Here is a 20,460-nt window from a genome sequence, read left to right on the forward strand (position 1 = left end):
TCCGCGGCAGGTGCTGGTGAAAGAGCTTCGGTTTTGGAACAAGCAATGTTCCCTCGTTCATTCTGCGAACGAGATGAAATTCGATGTCTCAAATGCCCCGTCGGCCGTCGCGAAGGGATACAAGTCAGGGCTGCTCTGAGCTTGGCTGCTCAAGCGAAGCTCACCGCAGTCCGGCCGGGTCACGGCTCCACCGCCTTCAGTCGGAGGGATCGCAGCTTCGCGGACTCGATGTTTCCTTCGAGGCATGAGACCGCGACCTTGTAGTTGCCGGGTTTCGGGAAATGGATCCATCCGATCGGGAACTCCTGATAGTTGTGGGATGCATTCTGCTGGTTCTGGATCTTCTCACCGCCGAGGACTTCGACCCCCCAGACAAGGCGACCTTCTCCGGCATAGGAAAGCGAGGCTAGATAGTCGCCGGGCTCAAGCACGTCGACCTCCCACACCGTCTTGCCGCCGGCTTTCCACTCGGTCACCGGATACTCGCAGACCCACTCGCCGAATTTCTCCATCCAGCGGTCCTTGACGATCGTCGCCTCGGTTGGCGTGGAGAACTCCGCGAGGATCTCCGTGCCGAGATCGGGATCGATGCCGAACGTGGAGTCCACCTGCGGTGGGCCGTCCAAGCGAAGCTCGATCACTGACGCCAGTCCTTCAGGTGGGCGGGGAGGGAGACCGAAGGTGGTCCAGCCCGCCGATGATTCGTGCGTGAGTTCCACGGTCTTTCCATCGTCGTGGAGGAGGGCGGACTTGATGCCCGTCTTGAGGCCGGGCAGATGTAGCTTTCCAGAAAGCGGCCAATCGAAGACGGACAGATAAAGACGGTCGCCTTTCACGGTGACATCGCCCCAGGGAAGGGCATGCCCCCACGGGGAGGCGTCGGTCGCGTAGACCACCTGTGGATAACGCCGGATCCATTCACCCGCCGCGCGCAGCGATTGTGTTGCCCTTTCGGGAACCGCGCCCTGGCCATCCGGGCCGATGTTCAGCATGTAGGTGCCGCCCCGAGCGACACAGGAAATGAGCCGGTGGAGGATCTTGGCGGGGGACTTCCAGTTCTCGTCATACCAGGCATAGGCCCAAGAGTCGTTGGTGGTATCCACGCTTTCCCACATGCCTTCCACGTTGTGGTGCGGAACCTCCATGTCGCCGAGCGTCTGGTAGTCACCGAGGTTGTGGCCGGCGCGTCCGGACACGAGGGCACGAGGCTGGTGCTCTCGCACCACATCGACGAGTTGCTGGACATACTTCTTCTCCATGCCGCCCGGGGTATCGAACCAGATCAGTTCGATCGGACCGTATTCGGTGCAGAGTTCCTTGACCTGAGGCAGGCACTTCTTGGTGAAATAGTCATCAAAGCTCGCGGGTTCGCCGTTCTCGTCCACCACAGGTCCCTTGCGTCCGCCCGGAAAGGTCCAGTCCTGACTATGAGAGTAGTAGAAACCGAAGCCCAGACCCACTTCGCGGCAGGCCGCCGCCAGATCCTTCATCGGGTCGACCTTCCACGGAGTGGCTTCGGTGATGTTGAAGTCACAGGCCTTGGAGTCATACATCGCGAAGCCGTCGTGGTGTTTCGCGGTGATGACGATGTACTTCATGCCTGCATCCTTCGCCAGTTTCGCGATCGCTTTGGCGTCGAACTCGGTTGGGTTGAAACGTTTCGCGAGCTGCTTGTATTCGTCGACCGGAATGCCCGCCATCTTCGGGTCCATGATCCATTCGCCGATGCCGTAGTAGGTCTTCCCGTCCACCTTGTTGCCTAGCAGCGAGTAGAGCCCCCAGTGGATGAACATGGCGTAGTTGCCTTCATCGAAAAGCTCGCCGCGTTCGGCGTTCTCGGCCCGGAGCTTGACGGTGCTCTCGCCCCACAGGTCATCCATGCTTTCCGCTCCGCACTCCGCGGCCATCAGTAGTCCTGTGAGGCAGGCGGTCCATGCCCTCATCATCTTTCCGTTTTTCATTGCCAGTATCGTTGTCTGTTTTGCCCATGTCTCAGGACGTTGCGCCGGGTCGGGCGCTTCCATCCACTTGTGTCATCACGCGTTCAGATGAGGGGGGCAGGTGTCGATGTGGACCTGCTCGGTTCGCTGCTTGCGATGAAGCCGGGTGGATCCCGTTCACCCAATCAGAACTCGGGAACGGGGGCACAGTAGTAGGTCGCATGCTGCGGAGGTGGTTTCGGAAGGATGAAAAGCACCTGACGCGTGGTCGCATTCTTTTCCCACATCTGCTTGATGAATCTCTGGGGTCGTGCACGCGGGGTGGCAAGTGAGTAGAGTTTCGTGGGATAGAAGCCGTTGCCGGGGATGGGATTCTTGATGATCTCGATGGAGTTGGGTCGTAGATCAAGTTGCTTGTCGCCGACCGTTCCTCCGATCCGGATCTTCGAGAGATTCATCATGTAGATGCTTCCGGGACCGAAGACGCCGTCGCTCGCATTGATTGCCTTCACGCGGATGGGGAGGACCGGGTTCTCCTTGTCCTGGGCAACAAGGAGCAGAATCTTCTGCCAGCCAGCGGGAATCCTGACCCTTGGAGCGGCCTTGGGGATCTTCGCGTCTTCGGCGAGCGGTTGGGGAAGGAAGCGCAGCAGCACATCTCCTTTCGGGATGATGATGTTGTCCGAGAAGTTGTATCGCGGGAGCTCGGTTTCCCCGAGCATCTCACCCGCTCCGTAGATGCACGCCTTCTCGGGGGCGTCGGCAGGTGCCTGGAAATAGAGAATCTTCAGCGGGCGCTCGGCATGGACGAATCCGCTGAGTAGGCAGATCATCGAACCGACGATCCATCTGAGGATTGAGGTGGACTTGGTCATGATGGGTTTGTGCGGTTTGCCGGAGTTGAGGGGTCAGATCTCCTCGGGACTCAACCAACGGAAATGAATGATTTCAAATCCCCGTCCAAAGCGCTGGTTCGCTTTGGAGTTGAGGGTGGTTTCCGATGGGAGAACGTATTTCTCGTCCCCGGTCTCCGCAGAACTGTCCACGTAGTCGGCCTTGCGCTGAACAACTGCCTCGCACCACGCCCGGCTGACCACCTTGTTGGTGGCGGGGTCACGTGCATCGCCATAAGCGCGGATGGTGAAGGTGTCGTCCCGGGCCGAGAGGATTCCACTGAGTGGGCGCAGGATGTCGGCCTGGCGCGTCCAGCCGGGGAATCCATAGGCGGGGTTGCCTTCCGCTGCCTCGGGGAACGGGTAGGTGAGTCGACCACCGATCACATCGGTCGACGACGGCGCGGAAGAGAAGCTCGATTGGAGCTCAGCATAGGGATTCTCGCTGCTGGGGCCTTCGGACAAGCGTTGCAGCGCGGACTCCACCGCACCGGCCTTGGCCAGTTCCGTGTCATTGGAGAGCTGTCGGTTGTAGAACTCGGAGAGCGACAGGAAGGGGCCGCGCTTCTTGATTTCCACCACGATTTCTCTGGCGAGAGCCTTGATCTGATCGTCGGTGAACCGCTGTTGCTGTGAGAGCAGCGAGAACGCCCCCGGAGCGGCTGAAGGGTCCGAGCCGAGGGTCGTGCGTGGGAACGGGCTGCCCTTGCCTTCTTCCAAGTCGGCATTGTTCCCATTCAGGATAAGCATGCCGGCATTGCCCGATCCAAAGTGGCGCTTCAGGAGCATCTCCCAAGCGAGCTCGGAAGTGGAGTTGATGTTGAACATCCCCTCGACCTCCAGTTCGGCAGCGACCTTTTCCCATGCGTCGGATTGGCCCAGGAAGTCGGAGGCCTTGGAAGCCGCTTCCGATTCGCTCAGTGGCGTTGCCGGCTTGTAGTAGTGGTTCGGCAGTGGCACCTCGTCGGTCAGGTGGTCTTCATAGACCGCCTGCATGGAGCGCTCGTGAGAGGCCGACCAAGCACGGGTGTCCGGCGCGATGGAAGAGACGAACCAGTCGTCATGCATCACGTGGTTGAAGGCGTAGCTGTGGTCATGGCCAACGGTGTTCGAAACCGGATCGCCGCCGCCCAATTGGGAGACCCGGATCTTGTCGCTGTCGATGAACGGGCTGGTTCGGCTGTTGCCCAGTGCGTTGAGCGTATACGGTGGCCAGTGGTTGCACTTGTTGACATTGAAGTGCTGCAGGTCGCCAATCGTGCGCAAGGGCCTTGTGGGAACCTCGAGGAGGGCGAGGTTGGAGAGCCCGTCGCCGGAGCTGAAGCCGCTTCCCAAATATCCTTCGGGATCCAGCGAGATGCCCGAGGGCATTCCGGGATCGGTGTAGCCGTTCACACGGAAGAGCATCACATTGAAGGGATAAGGGTCGAAGCGCTCGACGAGTGGGGTGGCATTCTGATCACCATTGGCGCTGACCATGTAGCCGACGACGGGGTTCATGTTGTGGATGCCGTTGACGATGATGTCGGCCATCTGGTCGTTGACATCCCGTGCATATCTTGCACTGAACGCCACCGTGAGAAACGGTTTCGGGTTGGTGCTCAGGCTTTGCAGGCTTCCGCTCACTCCCGTCAGCTTGAGATTCTCGCCAAGCATCCGTTGTGCGTTCGGTAGATCATCCAGCAGGCAACTCTTGTTCGCGGTGTTGGGAGGTCTTGCGATTCTCGATGACGCTCTCTTGAGGGTGTAGTAGACGCCGGTGCCCTGGACGTTGGGGCCGTTGTGAATCGCTTGCAGCAGTGCTTCGGTGGCGGACAGGGTTTCGGTTCCCGGTCGGTTCTCAAGGCCGGGAATGTTGTATTTGACGCCGCCGCCCGGATTGCAACCTGGGTCGTAGACCAGCACATTGCTCTCATCCTCGACGGTCTCACCGCCTGTTGGCGAAAAGGTTCGGACTTCGCCAGGTAGCCAGACGGCGGATGGCGAGCGGACCGGGATGTTCATGCTCTTGACGCCGATGGATTCGAGGCTTCTGACCTGCTCCTTGTCGTTCAGTTCGAAGCGGATGCTGAACGGGGACGCCATGGTGACGGTTAACCGCATGGTCCCGAGTGAGGAACCTGTGTCCAATGCGACATCATACGGGTTCCACATGGTCAGCACCGGATTGACCACCACGCAGGGCTGGTAGTTGCCGTTACCCAGATCCTTGGCGCTCAGGGAGAATACCGTATGAACCCGGGCAACGACCGGCATGCGACGGACGGTGTCGGTAAGCTCCCACTGCTGAAAGGAGTCGTTGAGTTGCTGCGAGGTTGAATCGGCGAGCACTGCAACGGGATTCCCCGAGCTGTCCAATTGCTTGTATTGGGTGGCGAAATCCGCCAGTGCGGCCCAGCTGACCGAGTTCTGAAAGGGGGATCGATTCCAATTGGTCCAAGGGTAGATGATCGGATTGGAGCCCGAACTCCGGTTGAATTTGCCCGAGGTGTGGACCTTGCCGGGGCTCAGGGTGAACGACGAAAAGCCCTCTTCAACCTCATCCCAGTTCTCGGCCCAGATGGACAGGTCGCGACGCCAGCCTCCGTTGGCGACGTTGGTCAGCAAGCCCCTTGAATGAGGGGTCAAGTCATGGAAGAACTGGGATGGCTTGTCCGTGCCTGTGTCGCTCAGGAAATTCATCGACTTGCGGGTGATCGCCTTGCCGAGCTTTGAATGGTCCTCGATGTTGAATGCCGAGCCACTGGGACCTGGGGAGACCAGCAGTTGGTCGGTCGCCTCGAAGTCGCCGCTTGGTTCATCCGGCACCTTCAGTCGAGCCTTGGTGTTCTCGCCGGAGACCCACCAGGCAATCGCTCCGCCGCTTTCCAACTCCGTTGGTGCCAGATGGACTTCCTTGTCCGAGCCCGCTCCGAGCGTGCCCTCGGAGACGAGTGGAATCGTGTTGGCTCCTTCGACAAGGGTCGGCGGCGCAGAGGCGCCTGAATCCGCCTGTTCGCCGGAAACCAGCCAGCCGAGAAACTTTCCATCACCGGAGTCATCGACTTTTGAACCATAGTTCGGGCTGATGGGGAGGCCGCTGTCTTCATCGTGATCGGTCCCTTCCCAGGAGCGCCAGACGCCGTGAAGGTGCTCGGGTCCATTGACTCCGTTCACCGCCGATGCAGGGGCGGTGACCCTCGTGTCCGTTCCGGCAAGCAGTTGCAGGCGGGACAGGGCGAGTTGCAGAGAAAGTTTCGCGTTGGCCTGCGCGATCCTCTTGTTGCTCTCCGCATTCGAACCACGTAGGGCAACACTGCTGAGACTCAGGAGACCGACCGCGAGCAGCGTCAGCAGCACCAACAAGGAAATGGTCACGAGGAGCGCAAAGCCTTGGGCTCTCGATCCACGCTTGATGGGTTTGGTGGGTTTCAACATGGGTCTGTGGTGCACCCGGGTGGTGCGGTTGTCGTCGACTGGGAGATTCTGGGTTTGGCGACGGCCGGAAAGCCTTGCCGAGCCTAAGATTCCGCACTTCAGGGTAGCTCGGAAACCGGGCGCAGGCAAGTTCCCGGAAATTCACTTTGTCATTACATAAATAAGGAGGATTCGAGCGAATCGTTAACGAGTTTCTTCAAAGAAAATGCAATAAGTGCGGAGGTGTGCCGAATTTCCCCGGAAATGGGGAAATTCTGGTGGATGAATGCTCTCGGTGCTGGGCAATCACGCGTTGAAGTTCCACTTGATTCCGCTCGATTTCAAATGGGTCGGCGTCACGTGCTCTCGCTGATTCGCCCTTGGTGCATCAAGCGCTTCGAGGCCTTCCTCGAGCGCATGAAGAGCATTCTGTCCAACCTCCATGCAGGAACAGACCAGGGGTTCCTGCACCCCGGCCGTCACGTCCATGGGAGCTCACCACCGCCAACCGGGCGGGCGCAGGTCCAGGCTAGTTCGTTTATTTCGCTCCCGGCCACTCCATGGCTTCGCCCTTCTTCAGCGAGGTCAGCGCACCGAGCTTGCCATCGGCATAGACACGGAATGATCCATCGCGTGTGGCACGAATCGTCGCTGTCGCCAACTTACCGTTCTTCCACTCCAGATCGACTTCGAACCCACCACGAGCCCGCAGGCCGTGCACCTTGCCATTCGCCCACTCGGAAGGAAGGGCTGGCAGCAGATGCAGGATGTAGGGGGCGTCGACAAGAGACTCGCCCGGAACGGTGGGCACGAAGTGCTTCGGGTTGTCCGGGCTCTTCCGGTAGGCAACGAAAGCCGCATCTCCGATGTTCTCGGCATCGTGGTCGACACTGCGAAGGTGGCTTTGGAGAAGCATTTCGCACACACCCGCGCCGCCGCCGAAGTTGCCGTCGATCTGGAAGGGTGGGTGGAAGTCGAAGAGGTTTGCGTAGGCCCGCTTCGAGGTCAGGAACTTGTAGATCTTGTGGGCTCGGTCGCCGTTGTGCAGGCGGGCCCAGAAGTTGGTCTTCCAGCCGGTGCTCCAACCGGTCGATTCGTCGCCGCGGTGAGCCATCGTCACGAGAGCCGCTTCGTAGAGCTCCTTGGTGGTGAGCGGTGAGATGTCGCGTCCCGGATGCAGGGCGATCAGGTGGGAGATGTGGCGGTGCTTGTTCTTCGGGTCATCCCAGTCCTCCGGCCACTCCTGGAGCTGGCCGTGCTTGCCGATCTTCTGCGGGCTGAGCCGGGGAATCATCTCCTGCAGGGTCTTGCGGAACTCCTCATCGCGATCGAGGAGGTAGGAGGCCTCGATGCAGTCGGTGAAGAGTCCGAGAATCAACTGCTGGTCCCAGGCGGCGCCGTAGGCCTGCTTGTTGAGCTTGCCCTTGAGGTAGTTGTTCTCCGGAGACCAGGTCGGATAGACGACCAGCGTGCCATCCTTCCACGGGGCGAGGTGGCCGACGAAGAACTCCGCCGCGCCCTTCATGATCGGGTAGGCTTCCTCAAGGAATTTCCGGTCGCCACCGAAGGCGTAGTGCTCGAACAAGTGCTGGGCGAGCCAGTGGCCCGACTGCTGGGCGCGGCGGCCGTGCTCGTTTTGGGCGGTGAAGCCGAAGACGTTGCCGTTGAGCCCCATGCTCCATCCCTTGTCGACACCGAAGGTTTCGCGGGCGGTGTGTTTGCCGGATTCCGAGACCACCTTCATGTATTCAAAGTAAGGGCTGAAGGACTCCGGCAGGTTGGCGGTTTCGACCATCCAGTAGTTCATCGCGAGGTTGATGTCGGTGTGGTAGTCGCAATTCCACGCCGGCTTGAGGCTGGCATTCCAGAGGCCCTGGAGGTTGGAGGGCACGGGGGCTCCCCGTGAACAACTCATCTGCAGGTAGCGGGAATAGTTGAAGTAAAGGTTCTCCAGTTCGATGCTCGGCTGCTTGACGAGTTGATCGGTGGTCTTGCCGGATGGCTTGAAATCGAGCTCAAGCCGACAGCGATCCATCTGCGCGGTGAAGTCCTCGACATGCGCCTTCTTCAGAGCGTCGTAGCCGAGCTTTCCGGCAGCGGTGACCGCCTCCTCGCTGTCGCTCCGGAAGTCGCGTCCCTTGAACACCGGGTAGTTCGGCAGGTAGTCGGTGTAGCCGGCAAGATAGATCCGGACATCCGTGGCGCCGGTGATCTTGAGCGACCCGTCCTTCTGTGGCGTCACCTTGCCGTCGGTGGCATCGACATCGATGATCTGGGCGAAGTGCATGTTGTCCCGGACCATCTTCGCTTCGGCGGCCAGGGTGATGCGGTTGCCGGTGGCGCTGAGTTCGTTCACCTTGTGGTAGGTGATGGTCTTGATCGTCAGGTCCAGCTTCGCGCCTTCCGCCGTGTAGCGCATGCCGACGACGTCGTGTGGGTAGCTGCAGAAGTATTCACGTGTGAACTTGCCGCCCTTGGCCGAGTAGCTGACGCGGCCGAGACCGGTGCGCGAGTCGAGCGAACGCCGGTAGTCCTTCGCCGAAGCGGGATCATGCCCGGTGGCAATCACCACGTTGGTAAAAGGCCCGTAGTTGCCGAGTGGCTCCTTGGCGGCCAGGAACTTCGTGGAGATGCTCTCCATGCTGTCCGGGCCGCTTCCCATTTTCTCATCCCGATAGGCCTGCCTGACCTTCTCAAAATCCTCCGGGCTCACCTTGCGGGCCGACGACTGGGCCACTTCGTCCTGCCCACGCTTGGTGTTCATCCAAAGCGTGATGTCATTGATGCAAAGATGCTCCTCCGCGATGCCGCCGGAGAACATGGCACCAAGACGGCCGTTGCCGAGCGGCAGGGCGGTCTTGATGAACTTGGGTTCCCGGTTCTTGCCCTGCGACTTGATCAGGTCAGTAGCGGCAGGGCTGGTGTACTGCAGGACGAAGCGTTCGTCTGCGAGCGCCGGACCTCCGGCATGGAAGGCGAATCCTCCAAGGATGGAGACTGCGAGTTGCTTGTTCAGAAGGCTCTTCATGGGTGTGTGCTTGGAAAGGGGTGGGCTTCAAGGTTCGAAACGGAGCTCGACCCGATCGAGGATGGGCTTGGATTTGTTCTCCGTGGTGTCGGTCAGCCGCAGTTCGAATTGAAATCCATACCCCTCCGGTAGATCGGAGAGACTCATTTCGGCGGGCTTTCTGGCCACTTGTTTGGCGAAACCGGGGATGTGGTCGTAGTGCTCCTTCACCGTCTGCCAGTCGGTCCACTGGTCGACCTTGCCGTCGTTGTCGGAGTCGACACCGACACGGACTTCCACGCCCTCCACCCACGGGCCCGGGCTGATGAAGTCTTCGTTCTGCGTCACCAGATAGAAACGTCCCTTGGCGAACATGACATCGGGATCCGGATGGCCCTTTCCGACGTTGCCGCAGAACTTGAACGGTTTGTTGATGTCCGAGGACGTGAACCAGACCACACTCATGTTCTTGGGGCCATGGGCACCGGCAGGATCAAAATCCCCGAAGAGATAATACTGCCCGCCGATCGAAATCGCGGCCCAGTCGCCATAGGCGTCCTGCTCGGGTTCGTGGATCTCGTATTTCGCCTTGTTCGTTTTGTAGTTCTTCGGGTCCTCCTTGACCCAGTGGGGGTGAGTGTAGGTTCCGAACCTGCCGGTGGGGTTCGTGCGATAGTCCACCGCGGGATCGAGAAGCTTGAAACCATCGATGCCATTATTGCTGACGGCGTGGCTGGCAAGCGGCGAGTCCCAGGACCGTTTGTTGGCCGAGATCGGGTCCCAGTTCTCGATGATGAGGTGAAACCTGCCATCCAGATCGCGGATGATGGCGCTGTCCGATCCGTGTGAAGGATCCTTGAACGCCATGCCCATCTTCTTGCCCACCTTGCCGTCGGTCAGGTCCTCATCGATGATGAGGTGCGGATCCTGATCATTCGGGAAGTCATAGTAGAAGTAGGCCTTTCCATCGACGGCTTCCGCCGTGGTCATCCATTTGCCCTCGCTGTCGGTGATCGGGCCATGGTGGACCCAGTTGACCATGTCGCGGCTCTGCCAGGCGTGGTAGCCGCCGACCTTCTTCTCGAATGCGCCGGGCGCATCGAACTGATTCGGGAACCGGGTCGTCTTGAGCGGCATGTCGAAGCCCTCGAGTTCGGCGGGCTCGGCCTTGAAACCTTCTCCTGCCTGCTTGGTCCCTTTCTTGGCTCCGCCGTAGCGGCCGAAGATCCAGTAGTTGTCAGGTCCGAGGCTGAGGAACACGGGGGCATCTCCGAGGTTCACGGGCCCGAGATGTTCGGTGGGTTCCCAGTTCTCCCAGACCGGGGACTGAGCGATGGTGATGGTTGATGCACTCCGCTTCTCGGGAAACGACTTCAAGGTGCTCTGATAGGTCGCCGACTTGCCCGTCGGTGCGGCCATTCCGTCTTTCACTTCCAGACCGGTCTGAGCGGACTGAGTCGCCGTCCATTCGTCCTGGGTGTCGACGGTCCAGTCGGCTCCGAAGCTGAGTAGGGGAGAAAGAAGTGCACATGCGGTGATCAAGGGCATGGGGGCGGCAATGGGGTGCTCGCGCCGGAGGGAGTTGCGTGTCGTCATGATGGGTTCGTGTCGTTTGATGAATCGCTCTACTTCTCGCTCTTCCACAGTTTGATGTCTTCGACATCATTGCTGGATTTCTTGCCTTCGACCGAGGAGCCGGCGTTGACGTATTCGGTCAGTTGGGCGAGCAAACGCTCGGCGGTTTCCGCGTTCGACTTGTAGAGGTTCTTCTTCTCTCCGGGGTCGGACTCGAGGTCGTAGAGCTGGGCTTTCGGCAGGCCCTGCTTCTTGGCCGCCGCCTCGTTCGGAGACATCCAGCCGCCGGAGCCATAGGCGAGGATCAACTTGTATTTCCCTTCGCGGTAGGCGAAGTGCCCACTCACACTGTGATGGATGATTCCCTTTCGTGAGAAGTCGGGTTCTTCTCCCTTGAAGACCGGGAGGATACTCTCGCTGTCTTCACCCGCATTCTGCGGCAGGTCCTCGCCGACAAGTTCGGCACACGTCGCCATGAGATCGATCTGGCAGGTGAGTTCGTCGGACACGCTGCCCGCCTTGATCACCTTCGGCCACTTGACGAGGAATGGGACCCGATGCCCACCCTCCCAGATGTCGGCCTTGGCGCCGCGATACTGGGCGCTGGCGAAGTGCCCATGGCTCTCAAGGTTCTTGAAGTCGCCTCTCGGAGAGCAGCCGTTGTCGCTGGTGACGATGACGATGGTGTTTTCCGACAAGCCGCGATCATCGAGGGCCTTCACGACCTGACCGACGACGTCATCCGTCTGCATGACAAAATCCGCATACTCACCGATGCCGCTCTTGCCCTGCCACTTCTTGGTCGGAACGATCGGCGTGTGCGGCGAAGGAAGCGGCATGTAGATGAAGAATGGCTTCTCGCTCTTGTAGTCGGTGATGAACTTGACGGTTTCATCGGTCAGCTTGTCCAGCACCTCGATCGCTTCGAAGTCCTCACTCGCCGGACCATCCCGGTGGAAGGCCTTGGCATGAGTCCCTTCGCCGACCCAGTTCCGGTCGCGGATCCAGACGTATGGAGGGAAGTCGAGGGACGCGGGAATACCAAACCAGGAATCGAAGCCGAGGTCGACGGGCCCGCCCTTGATGGTTCCCTTCCAGTCGATGTTCGATAGCTCGGCCGGTGGGAAGGCACCCTTGCCCTTTTTCCCCTTCAGGCCGTTCTTCGGGCTCGCCTTTTTCCCATCGATGGTCGCGATGTCGAGGCCGAGGTGCCACTTGCCGATCATGGCGGTGGTGTAGCCGTTCTCCTTGAGGAAGCCGGGCACCGTCAGGCGGTCCGCCGCGATCAAGGTTTCTCCGTAGCCGTTGAGGACGCTCTTCTGGAGCTTGGTCCTCCAGTTGTAGCGCCCGGTCATGATGCTGTAGCGCGTCGGAGTGCACACCGATGAGGTGGTGTGGGCGTCCGTGAAGGTCATGCCCTCCGCCGCGACCTTGTCCATGTGAGGAGTCGGGATCTTGCCGCGCTCCGGGTTGAGGCACTGGACATCGCCATAGCCGAGGTCGTCGGCGAGGATGTAGACGATGTTGGGTTTCGGTGCCGCAACGGCTTGGGCAAGGGTGGCCAGAATGAGGGCCAAGAGGGGGCGAGCTAGTGGTTTCATTGAGTTTGAGGTCGTTTGAATTCTACGCCTTCGAGTTGCAGGACGACCGCATTCGGCCAGCGACGATTGTTGTAGAGACGCTGGGCCCGCTTGACCGAGACCTCCAGCCCGTCCTCCGTCTGCCTGAAACGGGTGCCGAGGTCGTGTCTTCCGGTGAATTTCTCGACCCGGTCTTCCTGACCGAGAACCGAGATCTTCGTCTCAGGCGTGGCCTTGAGCTCCTTGAGCAGCACCTCCTTGCGGACCGATCGCCCCCACTGGGTGCTTCCCTTCGGATCGTCGTCGGTGAACTGGGTGAGGAAGGCATAGACATATTTTCCGTCTTTCGACTGCGTGTAGTAGCCACCACTCCGGGAGCCCGCCACCACACAGCTCTTAATGTCGTAGATGGCCTTGTCGTTAACGAACATCCAAAGGGCGAGCTCGCGAAAGCGCTCTTCTTGCTCCAGCGGCACCTTGCCTGAGGGCATGGGCCCCATGTTGATCAGCAGATTGCCGCCTTTCGCACGGGTCTCGATCAGCATGTTGATGAGCTTCGTGCCGGACTTGTAGTCCTCGTTGGTCGGCTTGTACTGCCACTGGTTCCCCAGAGTGAAACAAGTTTCCCATGGGCCAGGAATCGGTTCTTTCGGCAGCTTCTGCTCGGGGGTCACCATTTCGCCGCGGGTGACGATCACCTTCGGCCATTTCTGGTGGATGTATTCAGCCAGTTCCGCTTTGTGGCCTCCGTCCAGGAAGACCACATCGATCTCACCGTAGTTGTCGAAAAGCTCGTCGAGATGCTTCTTGGTGTAGGCAACCAATTCATCGTGGTGCTTGCCGGCATCCTTCCCGCCGCGCGCTGGGATATCGCGCTCATAGTGGAATGCAAAATCTTCCGGCGAATAGTAGAAACCGACTTTCATGCCGTGGCGGCGACAGGCATCCACGTAGCTCTTCACGATGTCCTTCTTGTAAGGTGTATTCATGATGTCGAACTCCGTGGTCTTGGAATCCCACATGCAGAAACCGCTGTGGTGTTTGGTCGTGAAAACCATGTACTTGGCGCCTGCCAGCTTCGCGATCTCCATCCACTCGTCCGGATCATATTCCGTCGGGTTGAAGGTCTTCGGCAGCTCGTTGACATAGCGGTCGAGGTAGTCGCGCGAGGCATAGTCCATGGAATGACTGATCACCGACCCCAACTGTGAGTCGAACGACCAGTGGACGAACATGCCCAAACCCCAGTCCTTGAATTCCTCCTCACGCTCGGGTTGGTTGCGGAGTGTTCCTGACATCCGTGGACGCTCGTATCCCTGCCCATGAACGAGGGTGGTCGCGGGATGGATCACGAAGAGCAGGATGCATGTGGTTCTGACAACAACGCGGATGAATCCTGATAATCGAAGGGGTCTCATTCTCATGATTTCATACTCCCTTCGCATCGCCCGCCTTTCGATGCAGGGTGACATCGAGCAGGAAAGGAAAGAGGTTTTTGAGGTGAACCATTCGATCCGGTCAAAGATCCCTGTGTGGGGGGGAGATTGTCTGCCGTCGCACAATTCATCTCATCTCAGCTCATCACCTCGACAGCATGATCTTTCGAGAGCCTTTCTGGATCGGAAGGTCGGCCAGGTAGAGCTTGTCGCTGACTTCCTTGAATTCGATGCCGTTCATTCTCGGAACTCCCTTCGCACTCCAGACGAGGAAGGGTCCGGATTCATGCAGCATGAAGTGAATCTCCCGGTCCGAAGACGACTCGACCGCGACCGATGCTGCTGGAAGATACTTGTCGGCACGGCCGATCACCGCCCATCCGTTCGAATTCGGGTAAAGCAGGAACAGCTTGCCATCGAAAGTCGTGACTTCTGAGCTGAATCCTTCGCTCAACTCGATGACGGACCGCTTCTCACGATCGTAGACCAGCAGGCTATCCTTTGGAACCGGCCACGCTGGTGATCCGGGTGCCAGCAACTCTCCGGCATGGGCATAGTCCGCGGCGCTGAAGCCGCTCTTCAGTGTCTTGCCACTCTCGGCGAAGTTGAACAAGGCGATGGCGGCCACGCCGTCCTCGAGTGGTGCGACCACCCGGAAGACCTCGTCGTCGCGGAAGGGGTGAACGAAGAAACTCTCCGGCAGAAGGGTCGCCGGAGCCGCGGTGCGCAGCAGCTTGCCGTCCTCGTAGGCGAAGGGCGTCAGAACCTCCGGCACGATCTTCGAAGGTTCGTCGGAAATGTAGACCGGTCCGCCGGAGATCGCGCGTGCGATGGCCATCGGCTTCACATCCCGCTCGTCGTGCGTGTGGAACATGTCGAGGTCGCCCCACACGGTTTGCCCCATCCACAGGTGGTTGGCAAAGCTCTGGTAGGTGTTGCACTTGTTCTTGTCCTTGTCCTTCTGGTTGTAGTCCGGACTCGATCGGGTCAGCGCGCTGTATTTGGTCTGCAGCGAATTGATGTTGGGCTGCGCGATGCAGTTGAGCAGCGGGATACCCATGGCGTGGGTGGCGTTCTCGAGCGCCTCGTTGTTCAGGCGCATGGCACCCACAGGATCGGATGTTCCCGCGTAGTGCTCGAAGGTGCGGAAGTGGAAGTCGACCTTGATGAAGTCGAAGCCATTCTCCTTCGAGTCGCCAACCATCTTGTCATAGAAAGCCTTCGACCCCTCGGGAGTGCCGTTCGGCAACACGATGCGCGGGTTCTTCATCTTGCTGAGGTGAGGCTTCAGGTCGTTCATCCGGTGCTTGGCCGACACGCCATTCATGTAGCCGCCGAAGTTCCGCCAAATGCCGAGCCACTTGATCTTTTCCTCATCCTTCAGCGCCGCGATGGGGCCCCAGCCATTGGGAAACTTCTTCTTGTCGACCCCAAAGCTCATCAGCATCCGGCCCTGCTGGTCCAGGTAACCGTCGTCCACCATGACCCAGCGAATCGGTGCGCCGCAGCCCTCGATGGTATGGAAAGCATTGGTGATGACCTTCTCGGAAATCTTCGTCTTGTAGTGCTCCCACGAGCACCAGCCCAAGTAACCATAGGGCTTCTCGGGGAATTGCTTCTTCGATCGAGGTTGTGCCGCGACGTAGCCGGATTCGAACACCTGACTCCAGACCGCCGCGGTTGCGGCGTAGGGGGACTTTCCATACGCCCAGCAGACCAAGGGGATCTCACCATTGATCTCGCTGGTGCCATAGTTCCCCGACTTGAGGAGCAGCTTGCCATCCTCAACAAAGAAAAGACCGTGTGTCTTCTCGGAGGTCATCGGCAATATGGCCAGATAGCTACCCCCGGAAAGCTGCAGCAGGATGAACTGTCCCTCCTGCACATGATTGTGGTCCTTGCGGGTCTTGGACGGTTCGTAATTCTCCAACTGGGCCAGGGAGTCGAAGGCGACCGCCTCCACCCGGTTGCCACGTGCGATGCTTCCACCCGGACCACCCCGCCGGGTGAAGGGCCGGTACCACACACCCTTCTCGTATTCAGGCAGCCTCACCTCGCGGGTCAGCACGATGCCCGCCTTGTCGGGCTTGGTCGGGCTTAGGCTTTCGGCCATCATGCGGGATGCGTCCTGCGTGATCACGATGGGGTTCTTGGCGAGTGCTGAGCCCGTGAGTGCGATCAGCCCGAGCAATGCGGTCGGAATCAGTTTCATGAATGGTGATGGGGTATTTCTGGGCTGGCTTGTTTCGCGATTCGCTCTGCGTGGCAACCTCACAATCTTTGCCAAGGCCAGTGAAGTCGAAGTCGCAGGGGGGGCGCCCGATATGAACTTAGCAATCGGGTGGGCTCCAAGAAAACTCTAAGGCATCATTGCGGCTGCGAAAGGGGAGGAGGGCGATGGTGAGACGGCGGCCGGGTAGGGATTGCTGACCCGCTGGGTTCCATCCGGGACGTTGCCAGGTTCATGGGAGCATCAAAGCCAAGACTTCATGGTTCTCCGAACCGATAGCGGAAGAAAAGTTGATCCGTGCTCCTGGGGAGGATGCTGTCTTCCGCCAGCATCCACGTGCCGGAGACTCCACCCTGAGAACCGGTGGAACGCAGGTCGATCAGCCCCGGCGGATTGTTGTGCCAGGTGAACAGGTCGTAGCTGAACTGGGGGACCAGGGCGTCACCGGGTGAGGCAGGGAGCAGGTAGTCGCCAAAGATCGCACCGGGCCCGTTCCACAGCCTGATCGAACCGGTCGCCCGTGATCCAAGGCTCCATTTCGGACGGCTGCTCTCCATGGTGGTGGACTCCACCTCGTAGCCCCAGAATTGCAGCGGAGCGATGGCGGCTCCGACGTTGAAGGGAAGCGAGAAACCTCCAAGCCGGACCTCGCCCGTTCCACTGACGGGATCGATCTCAAGGGTCAGTTCGGCCCGGTTTCCAGGGAAGTCGCCTGCAGCGAAGTTACCACTGGCAAGGGCGCCGGTCTGGTTGCGCACTTCGATGAGCAGCGCATCGGAGTCGACGCGGACAGCGAGGGCTTGGGTGCGGTTTGTCGTGGAACCAAGAAGGAAGGAACCGGCCCCACCCGTGGGGAACTGAAGGATCGAAGTGAAACTTGCACGCTCACCCACGCCGTTTTCGAAAGGCAGATAGTTGAAGCCGTATCCCGTGCTACCCGACGTGAGACTGTAGCCATTCGAAGCCCCGGAGCCGTCAATCGGACCGATCTGGAAGGCCGATGGGGTGAGATTGCTCAAGGTGAAGAACTCGTCGTCGGTTCGGAAATAGGTTGAGTCGCGCACCTCGTGGGTCCCCTCGACAAGCGGAATCAGCCGGTTGAAAATCGTAGTTTCCGTTCCTGATAGGTCCGTCGTCTCGTAAGGGTCGGAAGCGAGATTGAACAATTCGTAGGTCGGTGGGCTGCCGTCGGTGGCCCGATCGCGCACGATCTTCCAGTCGCCCTGCCTCACCGCCCGCCACCGCAGCGATCCCAGATTGAAATACCAGTAGTGGTAATCCCGGGGCTGCAGATCCGCCTCGGAACCGCCGAGAAGGACCGGGAGGATCGAGCGCCCGGTAACTTCAACCGGGGTCGAGAGCCCGGCCATGTCCGCAAAGGTTGGCAGCATGTCGGAAAAGGTGCCGATCACATCCGAGGTGCTGCCGGCCGGAACCGCGCCCGGCCACCAGGCCACGAAGGGCGAGCGGATGCCTCCCTCGTAGCAGTCCCGTTTCAGGCCGCGGAGGTCCTGATAGCCCGGCTTCAGGTGGGCGGATGTTAGAAAAGTGGGTTCATCCTCGCCATTGTCGGAGCAAAAAATCACCAGGGTCTTGTCGTCGATATCGAGTTCGACGAGCTTGTCCATGATGCGGCCGACATCACGATCCGCCGCGGAGACCATGGTGGCGTAGACGTGAGGAATGAACTGGGGGCGCCCTTGACCATCGGTGCCGAATGGCGCGCCCGGATAGAGTTCTTCCAACAGGGTCTGATCCGGATCGGTGTGATCGTAGACCAGGCCGTCGGCATCGGTCAGCGCCTCCACCGTGGCCGCATTGTAGAAGTAAGCGTGCGGCGGGGTCCAGGCACAGTAGAGGAAGAAGGGCTTGTCGGCGTTGTCCTCGATGAACTGGAGTCCTTCGGCGACAACCACATCGTGGGAACAAACATTCCCAACCGGGTCATCCCAATCATCCGTGACTGCATTGAAGTTCTGCGCCCCCGGAAGATAGAGCGAGCCACCTTCCGAAGTGGCGAGAGCCTGATCGAAGTAGATCTTTTCGTTATTCTTCCACAGGAACTTTGGAAAGAAGCGGTGGGCGTTGACCTGATTGAGATATCCGCAAAAGAAGTCGAACCCCTGATTCCATGGCGCACCCACCGTATTCGCCTCTCCCAGCCCCCACTTGCCCACGCAGCCGGTGGTGTAGCCGGCTTGCTTGAGCACCTCGGCGATGGTTGTCCGCTCGGCGGCCAGCGGCATGTTGCTGTTGGTCGTGTCCTGGGCGCGGCGCGAATCCTGACCGGTCATCAGGCATGAGCGGGCGGAGTGGCAGACGGGACTCGCCGTGTAGTAGTCGGTGAACATCATGCCTTGGTCGGCCATGGTGTCGATACGCGGGGTCTTCAGCGTGGCCTGGCCGTAAACGCCGATCTCACGAGTATCGAGATCGTCGATCATGATGAAAACGATGTTTGGCCGCTCTGCGGGTTCGTGGGTGATGTCGAAGGGGTCAGACCCAAGGGTGATCTCCAAGCCGTCAGGAGAACCATCGCCGTCCGAATCGGCGAGAAGCGGATCCGTTCCGGTATCCTCGTGGGAAACGAAGGTTCCTGTGTTGCTTTCCACACCGTCGAGCAAGCCGTCATCATCACTGTCTGGATCAATAGGGTCGGTCACACCTGCCACTTCGACATCGTCATCGAGTCCGTCGCCATCGGTGTCGGCCAGGTTGGGGCTGGTGCCGTTGGTCTCCTCGGCGGCGTTGTTGAGCCCGTCGCCATCAGGGTTTCCTGCACCGGTCTGGTCGAGATTTCCGAAGTGGACCATTTCCCAAGCGTCGGCGAGCCCGTCCATGTCGCTGTCCGTGTCCGGGAAGCCACCCTCAAAGGCGTCGCCGAGGACAAAGTGCCTCATGTGGCGGGTGTCGGCGGTGCTGTGCTCGGTGGTGGTGATCTGGATCCGCCCGTTCGTTTCGCCCTCGTTGTACTGGAAATAGTCCGGGCTCGAGGGTGCCGATTCATCGTAGGTCAGCAGAAAACCGAGATCCGAATCGTCCGCCACCACGAGCGGGGCAGCAAACTCGAATGTCACGTAGTTGCCGTCGCCAACCAGTCCGTTCAAAGTGAAAGTCTCTGCATGCAGTTCCGTGACGGTGGTGTCGACGAAGTAGTTGTCTCCGTCGGTGGCGGTGTCGTGCCCGGCTCCGGTGTCCCAGTCGGCCTGAGCACCTTCAAACATCCGCACCGTCACGGTGTCGTAGGAGAAGGTCTGATTGCTGTTCTTGTGAATGGTGACGCCGGTGATCTGGTAGCCGCCGCTTGGGACGACGGGCAGGTGGAACAATTGGCCACGCGCGTGGTTGGTGTTCCTGTCCTCGTCGAAGATCCTCGAAAATGTGGTGCCGGAATTGTTCGACGTGATGATTCCAGTGCTTGGAGCCACAGGGGAGATGATGACGGATGGAGACGCTCCCGCTACCAGACTGATCACCCCGCTGTTGTTCTGGAAGTAGGTTTCGAAATCGCCGGCGCCGAGTTCGACACCGTCGATGCTCACATCGCCTGCTTCAAAGACATCGCCCCAGGCAGTTGCGGAGTTGAGAGTGATTGAGCCTGTCCAGTCGGAGGTGAAATTGATCGTGGAACTGTTGTTGTGAAGACCACTTCCGAACAAGTTGACCGCTCCAGGCAAGGTTGCAGTAAAACTGCCTCCGATGGTGGCAGAGATCCCGGTATGCTGAATCAGTGAATTGTTGTTGCCACTGCCGGCGGTGACGTTTCCCCCTGTAAGGTTGATCGTATTGTCCGTGTTCGCCCGATTGAAGACCGGCCCAGCATGGTCGGAGGTGACCGTGCCGCCGGTCATCTCAAACGTGCCCCCTCGCAGGGATATGATGCTTGCGGTAAAGCTTCCACTGCCCACTGCCATGGTACCTCCACCCTGAAGACGGAAGTCCAATGCGGTCAGGGCACCGCCCCCGACGTTGAAGGTGTTGCCGTTGACAAAGAATGTGCCACTCGTGTTGGTGAGCGTGCCGCCGTTGAGATTGAACGTGTAGTTCGCATTGCTGTGGTAGTTCCATTGACCACCAGTGCCATTGCCGGCGGTCTGCGTCACACTGGTCGTTCCCACGGCGCTCATGTTGATGTTGCCACCGTTGGTGTAGTCATCCGCGATGATGCCGGGATCGACAGCGCTTGGGATGCCGTTGTCCCAACTGCCGACATCAAGGTTGAAGGTGGCACCTCCATCGAGCGTGGTTTGGGCCGAAGCACCGGCGGAGGAAAGCGCCAGAGCAGCAAGTGCCCATGAACAGGCCGGTCCAAATAGAGGATGAATCTTTGACATGAGAGCAGGGGTGAAGCCCGCAAGATGCGGGTCGGTAGATGAATCGAGATGTGCCAAACGAGAGATATC

9 protein-coding genes are annotated in these 20,460 nt (G+C 59.6%); all 9 read right to left on the minus strand.

The window, feature by feature from the left end:
* Window positions 1–179 precede the first annotated feature (179 nt).
* Window positions 180–1,946, minus strand: a complete 1,767-nt coding sequence (locus tag JIN81_RS00660; protein WP_200275202.1) for an alpha-L-fucosidase — start codon at window positions 1,944–1,946, stop codon at window positions 180–182.
* Window positions 1,947–2,125: 179 nt separating this feature from the next.
* A complete protein-coding gene (locus JIN81_RS00665) occupies window positions 2,126–2,815 on the minus strand; it encodes a hypothetical protein (protein WP_200275204.1) in 690 nt (229 codons plus the stop codon).
* Between the two features lie 33 nt (window positions 2,816–2,848).
* Window positions 2,849–6,250, minus strand: coding sequence for a hypothetical protein (locus tag JIN81_RS00670; protein ID WP_200275206.1), 3,402 nt, complete (start codon window positions 6,248–6,250; stop codon window positions 2,849–2,851).
* Window positions 6,251–6,767: 517 nt separating this feature from the next.
* Entirely contained in the window at window positions 6,768–9,257 is a 2,490-nt protein-coding gene (locus JIN81_RS00675) for a glycoside hydrolase family 95 protein (RefSeq protein ID WP_200275208.1), read from the minus strand.
* A gap of 27 nt (window positions 9,258–9,284) precedes the next feature.
* Window positions 9,285–10,784: a hypothetical protein gene (locus JIN81_RS00680; protein ID WP_343217923.1), complete on the minus strand. Its 1,500-nt coding sequence runs from the start codon at window positions 10,782–10,784 to the stop codon at window positions 9,285–9,287.
* A gap of 77 nt (window positions 10,785–10,861) precedes the next feature.
* Window positions 10,862–12,412 (minus strand): sulfatase family protein, encoded by a 1,551-nt coding sequence (locus JIN81_RS00685; protein ID WP_200275212.1) that lies wholly within the window; start codon window positions 12,410–12,412, stop codon window positions 10,862–10,864.
* Window positions 12,409–13,809 (minus strand): alpha-L-fucosidase, encoded by a 1,401-nt coding sequence (locus JIN81_RS00690; protein WP_234044356.1) that lies wholly within the window; start codon window positions 13,807–13,809, stop codon window positions 12,409–12,411. The genes JIN81_RS00685 and JIN81_RS00690 overlap by 4 nt, the downstream gene beginning before the upstream one ends.
* Before the next feature lie 163 nt (window positions 13,810–13,972).
* A complete protein-coding gene (locus tag JIN81_RS00695) occupies window positions 13,973–16,039 on the minus strand; it encodes a Sip1-related alpha-galactosidase (RefSeq protein ID WP_200275216.1) in 2,067 nt (688 codons plus the stop codon).
* 275 nt (window positions 16,040–16,314) lie between these two features.
* Entirely contained in the window at window positions 16,315–20,391 is a 4,077-nt protein-coding gene (locus JIN81_RS00700; protein ID WP_200275218.1) for a sulfatase-like hydrolase/transferase, read from the minus strand.
* Between the last annotated feature and the right edge of the window lie 69 nt (window positions 20,392–20,460).

It is taken from the genome of Haloferula rosea, from assembly GCF_016595525.1.
Taxonomy (GTDB): domain Bacteria; phylum Verrucomicrobiota; class Verrucomicrobiia; order Verrucomicrobiales; family Akkermansiaceae; genus Haloferula; species Haloferula rosea.

Coding starts and splice junctions, on each gene's coding strand:
- JIN81_RS00685 (WP_200275212.1), bottom strand. CDS start 12,412: ATGAAACCACTAGCTCGCCCCCTCTTGGCCCTCATTCTGGCCACCCTT.
- JIN81_RS00680 (WP_343217923.1), bottom strand. CDS start 10,784: ATGCCCTTGATCACCGCATGTGCACTTCTTTCTCCCCTACTCAGCTTC.
- JIN81_RS00670 (WP_200275206.1), bottom strand. CDS start 6,250: ATGTTGAAACCCACCAAACCCATCAAGCGTGGATCGAGAGCCCAAGGC.
- JIN81_RS00690 (WP_234044356.1), bottom strand. CDS start 13,809: ATGAGACCCCTTCGATTATCAGGATTCATCCGCGTTGTTGTCAGAACC.
- JIN81_RS00700 (WP_200275218.1), bottom strand. CDS start 20,391: ATGTCAAAGATTCATCCTCTATTTGGACCGGCCTGTTCATGGGCACTT.
- JIN81_RS00675 (WP_200275208.1), bottom strand. CDS start 9,257: ATGAAGAGCCTTCTGAACAAGCAACTCGCAGTCTCCATCCTTGGAGGA.
- JIN81_RS00665 (WP_200275204.1), bottom strand. CDS start 2,815: ATGACCAAGTCCACCTCAATCCTCAGATGGATCGTCGGTTCGATGATC.
- JIN81_RS00660 (WP_200275202.1), bottom strand. CDS start 1,946: ATGATGAGGGCATGGACCGCCTGCCTCACAGGACTACTGATGGCCGCG.
- JIN81_RS00695 (WP_200275216.1), bottom strand. CDS start 16,039: ATGAAACTGATTCCGACCGCATTGCTCGGGCTGATCGCACTCACGGGC.